The sequence below is a fragment of the Pseudomonas sp. HMSC065H01 genome, assembly GCF_001815235.1.
Lineage (GTDB): Bacteria > Pseudomonadota > Gammaproteobacteria > Pseudomonadales > Pseudomonadaceae > Pseudomonas > Pseudomonas aeruginosa.
This window is the reverse complement of record NZ_KV819865.1, coordinates 1-386: the sequence shown is the minus strand read 5'-3', so window position 1 is coordinate 386 and position 386 is coordinate 1. Positions and strand designations below refer to the sequence as shown.

Below are 386 nucleotides of genomic sequence, written 5' to 3'. Positions count from 1 at the left end.
CCCGACGGCCAGTTGCTCGGCGAAGCCGAACACGACGGCAGCGGCCGGAAACTGCGAGCCCAGTACTACCTGTGGCTGGACAGCCTGCCGCTGGCCACCATCGACGCCGACTACGACGCCCAGGGCAAGGTCGGCAACCCGACCCTGCTCTACCTCCATGGCGACCACCTCGACACCCCGCGCCTGGCTACCGACGCCAGCGGCCAGATCGCCTGGCAGTGGCAGTCCGACGCCTTCGGCCGCGGCGAAGCGCTGAGCCAGGGCAGCACCCAGGTCAACCTGCGCTTCCCCGGGCAGTACTACGATGCGGAAAGCGGGCTGCACTACAACTACTTCCGCGACTATGATCCGGAGACTGGGCGGTATGTGGAGAGTGATCCGATTGG

1 protein-coding gene is annotated in these 386 nt (G+C 67.1%); it reads left to right on the top strand.

What is annotated here, in order from left to right:
* Positions 1-386, top strand: a 386-nt coding sequence (locus tag HMPREF3014_RS12345; protein ID WP_033872384.1) for an RHS repeat domain-containing protein, incomplete at both ends; no start/stop codon positions are given.